General features: G+C 59.8%; 9 protein-coding genes and 1 tRNA gene. 8 read left to right on the top strand and 2 right to left on the bottom strand.

Translation table 11 applies throughout. From position 1 onward, the window contains the following. From tnpC to ACTHNR_RS14670, 6 genes are all read left to right on the top strand, one after another. A partial coding sequence (tnpC, locus tag ACTHNR_RS14695; protein ID WP_440548388.1) for an IS66 family transposase occupies nt 1-1,072 on the top strand: 1,072 nt, incomplete at its 5' end. Between the two features lie 690 nt (nt 1,073-1,762). Further along, on the top strand, nt 1,763-1,969 hold the full coding sequence (locus ACTHNR_RS14690; protein WP_440548387.1) for a hypothetical protein: 207 nt from the start codon (nt 1,763-1,765) through the stop codon (nt 1,967-1,969). A 20-nt stretch (nt 1,970-1,989) separates the two neighbouring features. Further along, complete coding sequence (locus ACTHNR_RS14685) at nt 1,990-3,726, top strand: AIPR family protein (protein ID WP_440548386.1); 1,737 nt, start codon at nt 1,990-1,992, stop codon at nt 3,724-3,726. A gap of 282 nt (nt 3,727-4,008) precedes the next feature. Next, entirely contained in the window at nt 4,009-4,536 is a 528-nt protein-coding gene (locus tag ACTHNR_RS14680; protein WP_440548385.1) for a hypothetical protein, read from the top strand. Next, entirely contained in the window at nt 4,424-4,792 is a 369-nt protein-coding gene (locus tag ACTHNR_RS14675) for a type IV secretion system DNA-binding domain-containing protein (RefSeq protein ID WP_440548384.1), read from the top strand. Before ACTHNR_RS14680 ends, ACTHNR_RS14675 begins: the two co-directional genes overlap by 113 nt. 552 nt (nt 4,793-5,344) lie before the next feature. After that, nucleotides 5,345-6,001, top strand: coding sequence for a hypothetical protein (locus ACTHNR_RS14670; RefSeq protein ID WP_440548383.1), 657 nt, complete (start codon nt 5,345-5,347; stop codon nt 5,999-6,001). 204 nt (nt 6,002-6,205) lie between these two features. On the opposite strand, the gene ACTHNR_RS14665 is transcribed toward ACTHNR_RS14670, so the two are convergent. Continuing rightward, nucleotides 6,206-6,281: transfer RNA gene (locus ACTHNR_RS14665), tRNA-Lys, on the bottom strand. Between the two features lie 281 nt (nt 6,282-6,562). On the opposite strand from ACTHNR_RS14665, the gene ACTHNR_RS14660 reads away from it, so the two are divergent. Continuing rightward, the gene (locus tag ACTHNR_RS14660) at nt 6,563-6,967 is read left to right on the top strand and encodes a PaaI family thioesterase (RefSeq protein WP_440548382.1); all 405 of its coding nucleotides are present in this window, start codon (nt 6,563-6,565) and stop codon (nt 6,965-6,967) included. Between the two features lie 91 nt (nt 6,968-7,058). Beyond that, on the top strand, nt 7,059-7,925 hold the full coding sequence (locus tag ACTHNR_RS14655; RefSeq protein ID WP_440548381.1) for a patatin-like phospholipase family protein: 867 nt from the start codon (nt 7,059-7,061) through the stop codon (nt 7,923-7,925). Between the two features lie 7 nt (nt 7,926-7,932). On the opposite strand, the gene ACTHNR_RS14650 is transcribed toward ACTHNR_RS14655, so the two are convergent. Beyond that, nucleotides 7,933-8,946, bottom strand: coding sequence for a D-2-hydroxyacid dehydrogenase family protein (locus ACTHNR_RS14650; RefSeq protein WP_440548380.1), 1,014 nt, complete (start codon nt 8,944-8,946; stop codon nt 7,933-7,935). Between the last annotated feature and the right edge of the window lie 146 nt (nt 8,947-9,092).

Here is a 9,092-nt window from a genome sequence, read left to right as displayed (position 1 = left end):
CGCCTGCGCGTGCTGCGATCACATCGCACAGGCAGCAGCGCCAAGTCGTCCCATCGAGCGCGGGCTCGCAGGCCCCGGGCTGTTAGCGCACGTGCTCGTCTCGAAGTTCGCAGACCATCTCCCGTTGTATCGGCAGTCGGTCATTTATGCCCGTGAGGGTGTCGAACTCGATCGCTCGCTGCTCGCCAAGTGGGTTGGTCACGGCGCGACGCTCTTGCAACCACTGGTCGATGCATTACGCCGTCATGTGATGGCCGCGAAGAAGCTGCATGCCGACGATACGCCGGTCCCAGTGCTCGAACCGGGCAACGGCAAGACGAAGACTGGGCGCTTGTGGGTCTATGTGCGTGACGATCGATCATCGGCGGATATCACGCCGCCAGCCGTATGGTTCGCCTACACGCCGGATCGCAAAGGCATCCATCCGCGACAACATCTCGAGTCGTTCAGCGGTACGCTGCAAGCTGACGCCTATGGCGGCTACCAGGCCATCTACGAGACCGGCCGCGTGAGGGAAGCTGCCTGCTGGGCGCATGCCCGACGCCAGTTCTATGAGTTACACGCGGCGCGCCCGAACGCATTGAACACCGAAGCGCTCGAGCGTATCGGCGCGTTATACAAGATCGAGGGCGCGATACGCGGCAAACCGCCAGATGAGCGTCGCGCGTATAGAGAAGAACACGCGCGCTCGCTTCTCGATCAGCTTCACGCTTGGCTCACCGCCACGCTGGAGACACTCTCAAAGAAATCCGATACGAGTCGGGCGATTCTCTATGCGCTGAATCGATGGGACGCGCTCACGCGTTATTGCGACGACGGCCGGCTCGAGATCGATAACCTGCCGGTCGAACGAGCATTGCGTGGAGTAGCCATCGGCAGGCGGAATTACCTGTTCGCCGGCGCCGATTCCGGCGGTGAACGCGCCGCCGCGATCTACAGCCTCATCGGGACAGCAAAGCTCAACGACATCGATCCCGAGGCCTATCTGCGCTTCGTGCTTGCCCGCATCGCCGATCACGCGATCAACCGAGTCGACGAGCTCTTGCCGTGGAACGTCGGATCGTCCCTATAAGCAACGAATCAGAGGACTATGATGATAGGCCCAAAACCGCGGGGTCACTGGAGTCAACATCTCAGCGAGGTGAATTGCGGTCACGCGTACAAGCATTTGGAAGCGGGGGCGCGCTATACGGTCGTACAAGAGTTCACCGACTTCGACGGCGATATACACCCACCTGGAGAGACGTGGGCATTCCTGGGGTATGCGTTTGTGCCGCACGACGACGGACTCTCGCTCTTCGTAGCGCTTACCCCCACAGACGAGTGGCACATCCGCCTGCGCCTTGATGATCCGGCGAGTATCGCTTCTCAGATCGAGACCTTCGTCAAGACGGTGCCGAGTTGACGCTTACCCTTCCTGCGCGATTTCGAAGAGTATTACCAGGCGACCGACAGCGATCATGCCGAGTGGGAAGACACCACGCTGATCGCACTACCGGACAGTGAGCGCCGCCACGCCTGGGTATTCGGCTCGGACGAACGCATGCGGGATCGCATGGCGGCATACCGTTGCCCGCAGGGGGGACGAGAGCTGTGCGAGATCGCGGACGCCGTGATCGCCCAGGCCGATGGGCATGACGAACGTCGAGTACGCGCCCGACTGCGACGCTGTCTAGCGCCATCATGCCGGTCGTGCCCAATTGAGAAAGATGGGTTTCTCGGTACGAGGGGCACGTTGCCATTCACCTTCGAGGAGCCCATCATGGTTTACTACAGCAGCTCGAAAGATCTTCGCAAGCACATCGCCTGCCTCGTCAAAGACGGCTGGAAACTTCGCGCGCCGCAATCACGTACTGATTTCATTACGGAGAATTCTGGTATTGTCGCCCGGATGCAGATGCGTCGAGACAAGCGATGGATGGCGGATCGGGTATGGCGGCGGAGAACTCCAATTACGTTTGTTTTCTAAACATGGTCCAAGGGGAAGAAATGGCTACAGCGAAGACGACCAGGGGCAGTAAGCCAAACACGGGAAAGACCGGAGTGGGAGACACTCGCAAAGAGCTATTCGCGGCGATTGACGAGATCGCTTCTCGAGGCGGGATCACGCGGGATCGTGCGATCACTGCTTGGTACGCGGCTACGCTTCTCGGTATTGATGAGGACGAAGCGATTGACGCAGCAACCGTTGACGGGCCTGAGGACAACGGGTGCGACTTCATCTACATTGATGCCGAGCACGAAACCATCTACGTACTTCAAGGCTACGTTTCTGACAGACCTGAACGGTCAGCCAGCATTAGAAAGTGGAACGCGCTGGTCGCGGCTATCGCGAGCATTCGAGATCCGATCTCATTTCAACATAGCGGTCGATCGGATATATACGCCTTACTCCAGGATCCCGATGCGCAGAACTATTCCTTGGTCTTCGGTTTAGTAACACTCGCATCCAAGTCTGAACAGATCGCGCGACAGCGAGACGCAACAGTTCGGTCAAAGACCTACGGATCGAACGTCTCGTTCTTCTATGAGCATCAAGATACTCTCTATGACAAGTACCTGATCGCGAAAACGACTGACCGGACAGTGCCTGAGGACACCCTTAATTTCAACAGTGGAGGGATTGCCACGATCAAGGGTGAATTTGGTCAAGCCATCGTCGGTGCCGTTCCCGCCAGCGAACTCGCTCGTTGGTACGGGAAGTACGGAAACCAACTATTTGAGGGAAATGTTCGCTTGTTCATTGGTCAACGAAAGGGCGGCATCAATGAAAAGATGATCGAAACCGCGATCAACAGGGAGGGCCATTTCTGGGCATTGAATAACGGTATTACCATCGTCGCCGAGACGTTTGAGGGTATGACCGGGACGCGGTACAAGCTTCGCTACTTCTCGATTGTGAACGGCTGCCAGACGACGGTCAGTCTGACAAAAGCCATTGAGGAGTCGGACAACGCTGCTGCCGCACAAGTTTTGGTCCGGGTTGTTGCCGCAAAGAAGGCGCTGTTAACGGACATCGTCAGATACAACAACACGCAAAACCCGGTGAAGCTTTCCTCCGTCCGTCTGCTTGACCCGATTCAAGAGGCGTTGCGGCAGTCGTTCGATAAGGTTGGATACTCGTATGCGCCCAAGCAAGAAGGTGCAAGACTGGCGCGGAATCCGAAGAAAATCGAGCTCGACCGAGTTGCTCAGTACCTTGCAGCCGTGTCTGAGGACACAATTCTTGATGCCGTTCGTCGAAAGAGTGACCTGTTCGACCGCTCGTATAAGGTGATATTTCCCAGAGGATTGCAGGCTGAGCGCGTGTTCTTGGCATGGCTGTTGGCCCAAGAGGTGGAACGTGAGCGCATCGAGTTGTTGAAAGGGAACGACGGCGGTGACGATCCGGTGATGAAATCGATTCTAGGGATTCACGGTACGCCTTGGGGAATCTACGTCGCGAGCACATTGATTGATCAATGTGGGTCTGATCTGACCAGGTTGTCTCTTGCGAGGATGGACACGGAAGATTTTCGCAACGCGCTTGCCAAGTACGCGAAGAAAGCGATGGAGCTCTATTCGGAAATTGCGGTCAATATCGTCACCTCTGCGGACGAGGACGCGAATGTGAGGAATGAAATTCGCCTTCGTCCATTTCTTGATAAGCTCAAGCGCACGTTGAGCTTGCGCATGGCGAAGAGCCAGTCGTGGAAGCTGCCAAGACTGCACGCGGTTGCCAACTAGCTGACATCGTACAAGTCGCGCCGGCGTCACTCCCCCCGAATGAATGCTGACTTCACAATCGCTAGCGTCGCGTCCCAGATCAGATGCTCACGAATGCCTGAGATACGCAATCCGAAGATCAAGCACCTTCTGCACAGGCGGCCGCGACGCTGTTCACGTCTCGCCGCCCGTGAAACACATTGTATGAGTCCGATAGACCGCTCATCGTGGAGCACACTGTCGTGATGGCTGCACTCCCATGCGTCCCTTACGTTGAAAAAGGATCAACGTTCGAGCACGCCCATGAGCAAGCCTCCCCATCCCTCCGACACTCCGATCTGGACTCACTGGTTTGGACCGCTGCCGCAAAACCTTCCGCCGAGCACGCCCGTCGGCTACGTTGGCGAAGCGCTGGTGCTCGGCGCGCTGACGTTTATCGTCCTCGCCCTGGCGCTGATCGGCGGGCTGTGGCACAGGTTGCCCGTGTTCGGCAGCGCGTTCACCGCTGACATCGGCCCGAGCGGTCAGGTCGTGCCGCTGCCGTTGAAGCTTCACCTCATGCTCTGGCTCGAGATCCCGTTCGCGCTGCGGTCGCACGGTCGGTCCTTCGGCCCGCAGGTGTCGGCCTACGCGTCGCTCGTCCAGCAGTTGCCGTTCGCCATGTTCTACGCCCGGCTACTGTTCGCCGGCGGGCTTGCCCTGATCGTCGCGGGCTTACGTGACCAGGCTGGCGTTGCGCCCGCGCGATCGGCTGATCCACGCGTCGGGCGAGCGCCTGCTGCGCGGCGCCGACGCCGAACGGACGGCGCAGATCGAATCGAACGCGATTAAGCTGTACATTTGGCTGCACCCGTCGCTCGCCCTGTCGAAAGACAACATGACGGAGCACGTGCTGATTTCCGGTGGCGTCGGCGGCGGCAAGACGCAGATCCTGGCCCGTACGCTTCGGCAGATCGTCGCGATCCAGCATCGGCAGTTGTGGCGCGACGTCGCCGCCCGGCTCGAATCGACGTCTGCCACCGACGAACAGCGGAACCCTTTGCTCGCGCCGCTGCGGGCGATGGCGCCGCCGAAGGGTGAGACATAGCAGCCGCAGGCCACCGACGTCAAGTCGTGGCGTAGCCGGTTCAAAAAATCGGACGCCAGCACGAGGCGAGAGCTGCGTCGGCTGGTGGCCATTCTGAACGCCGAGCGTGGCGTGAAGCAGGATCTTGGGCCTAAATCGGTTGCTTGCGGGGGGGGGGGAATTAAGGCTTGCTCGAAAACCAGCTTGGCGTGGTTGGAAACCCTGTTCGAAGATGGCCTAAGTATCCGGCCGTTCAACGCGATCGACGACCTCACTCGCGAAGCTCGGGAATCGAGTTCGACTTTTCGATGCGCTCTGCGCGCGTCCTCCCGGCCCCAGAACAGATCGTTGGCTGATGGGGAGAACCCGTGGCAACCCAGTGCGACAACTGTAAGCGAGTACCGCGACACTCTGCGACCGAATGGATGCGGTTATACAATCACTAGCGAAACGCTTCTGGTCGCCAAAGCCGCCAGCCAAATTGAAGTGGCGGCTCGTGAATCGCGTCGACAAGATGGGGCGTGGAGCTGTTGATAAACAACTGCGCTAACAACTATTTAAAGGATCGGGGTCATGGATGCGGTTATAAACCCGCAACAAGCGCGGGATCTGTACACGAAAACAAGGCGGCCTGGCGTCTACACCGACATTAACGCACCATATCATTTTTCGTGGCATGCCGATAATAAGATCGTCGTCGGCGTGGATAGGGGGCCTGGCTTCCATAGAAACTTTACGTGCTCCATAAGTAATGCATTTGCGATTGAGCTTCGCGCGGGACCGGGTCGCCTCCCGGTTGGAGCCGGCGGAATCAACACGGCCACATTGACTACCAGGGTATCCGATGCGCTTAAACGACAATTCAGGATCTTGATCCGAACTGCCGCGTTCAATAACATGGGTAGAACCCCACAGGGTATAACGCTTCGAAACACCAAGATCATCAATCGGCTCGAGGATGAAACGCTCGTCATCCATGTGGGGGCTCATTTGACCGAGATTCGTCCGGCGCAATCTCATACATTCGTCAATGGATTGTTAAATGGGCTCGTCTTGGCACGCAACCTTCCGGGAACCGATACTTATTACCGGAACATCGACGTACGCGAGGATGTCGCGCTGGGAGACGGTGAACCGTTGAAAGTCACGGCGAACACGGTGCCGGGTGCGGCCACGCCGGTAGTGCTGACCGGTGCGATATCGGGCGCGGTCACTGCCCAGGTGGTTTGACGTGGTCGGAAGGAGGTTTAGAAGCCGAACCCGGACAGTGACGGCAAGTGCGGTGAGTGGGTCTCGCGGACGCCATTGAATCGGCCCGGTTTGGTTGGAGGGCCGTCAATTCATGCGGTCCCCAAGTGCCTAGCCGCACTCCTGCCCGAAGCCCAGAAAGCAAAAAGCCCAGCCGTGGAGGCTGGGCTTTTTGCTTGAATTCGGTGGTGGGGCGTGAGTGACTCGAACACTCGACCTACGGATTAAGAGTCCGCTGCTCTACCAACTGAGCTAACGCCCCAACAGACTGCGAATTATGCAGGACTTTTTTGGTCTTGCCTAGCCCCTTTTCGTCATTTTTAGAAAAAAACACCGCGCTACCGCCGCAGTCCCCCTCGGACTGCGGCCCGCTCCGCCTCGTTCTTGAATACGAACGTACCGTCCCCGGTATGATGGCGCCACCGCCGAGGGTGCCCGGGACCGCCGTGCGATCGCCCCGTGAGCCGGAGAAGTAAGCGCCGACTCTCGCCATACACGAAGCGGAGCCACGACCCGCCAACAAGCGCCGACCGGAGACAAAAAATGACCGAAACCGCCGTCCTCGACTTGCTCGATCGCGTTCTCGCCCCTTGGGTGCGTTCGCTTGCGCTCCAGCCGGTGTCGGTCTCCGACGAATGCGCGACGCTGCGCTTGCCGTTTTCCGGCGAGCTTCGCCACACGGGCGGCGTGATCTGCGGGCAAGTCTTCATGGCTGCGGCCGATACGGCGATGATCGTCGCCATCTCGGCGGCGCTCGGCGAGTTCCGCCCGATGACCACCGTTTCGCTGAACATCAGCTTTATGCGCGCCGTTCGTAAAGGGGACGTGCTCATCACGGCCCGCGTGTTGCGGATGGGGCGAAACCTCGTCTTCGGCGAGGTCGAGCTCATGGACGAGGAAGGCAAATTGGCCGTGCACGCGACGACCACCTACGCGCTCATCAACTAGCAAACTAACCAACTAATCACCGAACCGGCTCCGACAAGAACGAGCCGCATGCGAGCGGCACCCGCCCGCACGAGAAAAGAAAGGAATCCGCATGTTCGATCAGGTCGTGTTCGCAGGCGGCGGCAACCGCTGCTGGTGGCAGGCCGGCTTTTGGGACGTCGTTCAACCCGAGCTTGCGCTCGCGCCGCGCGTCATCACGGCCATTTCCGCCGGCGCGGCCACAGCCTGCATGCTCTACACGCGCGACTCGGAATGGGTCATGCGCTACTACGAGGACGTGCTTCGTCACAACAAGAAAAACGTCTACTGGGGCAACCTTTGGCGACGCGGCGCCGCCGTCTTCCCGCACTACGCGATCTACCGCCGCGCGCTGCTCGAGATCTACGGCGAGCCGTTCGGCAAGCTCGCGAGCGCGCCCGAGATTCGCGTGGGCGTCTCGCGCGTGCCGCGCTGGCTCGGCGCGCGCACCTCGGTCGCGGCCGGCCTCATCGCCTACAACATCGACAAGCACGTCCGAAAGGTCCTGCACCCAACGCTCGGCCGAACGCTAGGCTTCCGCCCGGAATTCGTGCGGGCGCAAGACTGTGCAGTCGTCGATGAACTCGCCGATCTGATTCTGCAATCGTCGTGTACGCCGCCGTTCACACCCGTCCTGCGCCGCAACGGACGCCCCGTGCTCGACGGCGGCATGGTCGACAACGTGCCCGTCGACGCGCTCGACGAAACGCCCGGCCGCGTGCTCGTCATGGTCACGCGCCGCTATCCTCGCCCGCAAACCTTCGTGATTGCGCACGGCGCGCAACAACGCCTCTACGTCCAGCCGTCACGCAAGGTGCCGATCTCGAGCTGGGACTACACCCAGCCCGCACTGATGCGCCCGGCATACGATCTGGGCCGCGCCGACGGCGAGGCGTTCCTCGAGCGGCTACCGCAGCTCTCGGAACTCACCGCGCAATAAACCCGGTTCACCGCCTGCGCACGACGCTCAACGCTTCCGGATTGACGACGCTCGCGGTGTCGCCTTCATCGAACGCGAGGATGTTCTTGAACGCCGCGCTGAAGTAAAGCTCGTAGCTTTCTCGCTCGACATAGCCGATGTGCGGCGTGCAGATCACATTCTCCATACGTAACAAGCCGTAGCCCTGGAGGATCGGCTCGCTTTCGTACACGTCGATCGCCACCATGCCGGGCCGGTTATGCGACAGTGCATTGACGAGCGCATTCTCCTCGAGCAATTCGGCGCGGCTCGTGTTGACGAACAGCGCGGTCGGCTTCATCCGCAGCAAGTCGGCTTGTTTGACGATGCCGCGCGTGTCGTCGTGCAGGCGCAAGTGGAGCGTCAAAACGTCGCTCTCTTCGAACAACGCTTCGCGGCTTGCCGCGACCTCATAGCCGTCGGCCTTCGCGGCCTCGAGCGAATGCTCTCTGCCCCAGATGAGCACACGCATGCCAAACGCTTTGCCGTAGCCCGCGACGAGTCGGCCAATCTTTCCATAGCCCCAGATGCCGAGCGTATGTCCGCGCAGCACGGTTCCGAGGCCGAAATTCGGCGGCAGCGCCGAGGTCTTGAGCCCCGATTGCTGCCACGCGCCTTGTTTGAGGTTCGCGACGTACTGCGGAATGCGGCGCTGCGCGGCCATGATCAGCGCCCACGTGAGTTCGGCGGGGGCGATCGGCGAGCCGACGCCTTCCAGCACGGCGATGCCGCGCTCGGTGCACGCATCGAGATCGATGTGGTTCGACACCTTGCCCGTCTGGCTGATCATGCGCAGATGCGGAAGCTTGTCGAGCAGCTGCGACGTCACGCGCGTACGTTCTCGGATCAGCACCAAGGCGTCGACTTCCGCGAGGCGGCTGGCCAACTGTCCAAGGCCGCGCACGGTGTTATTGAACACTTTCACCTCATGTTGGGTCAGTAGGTGGAAGCATTCGAGTTTGCGGACGGCGTCCTGGTAGTCGTCGAGAATGGCAATCTTCATAAGCAAGGGAGGTGAGTTGTGCAGCGCACGATGTACGCTATAGACGGAGTGATATGCTTCTCGGTTCCAACCTGTCACAGGAACACAAGCTGGCATGAGCGATGCAACGAGCCTCGTCACGATGCTCACGGCTTTCACTAGGCAGG

It is taken from the genome of Trinickia sp. (genome assembly GCF_051954495.1).
GTDB lineage: Bacteria > Pseudomonadota > Gammaproteobacteria > Burkholderiales > Burkholderiaceae > Trinickia.
This window is presented reverse-complemented; position numbering and strand designations above follow the sequence as displayed.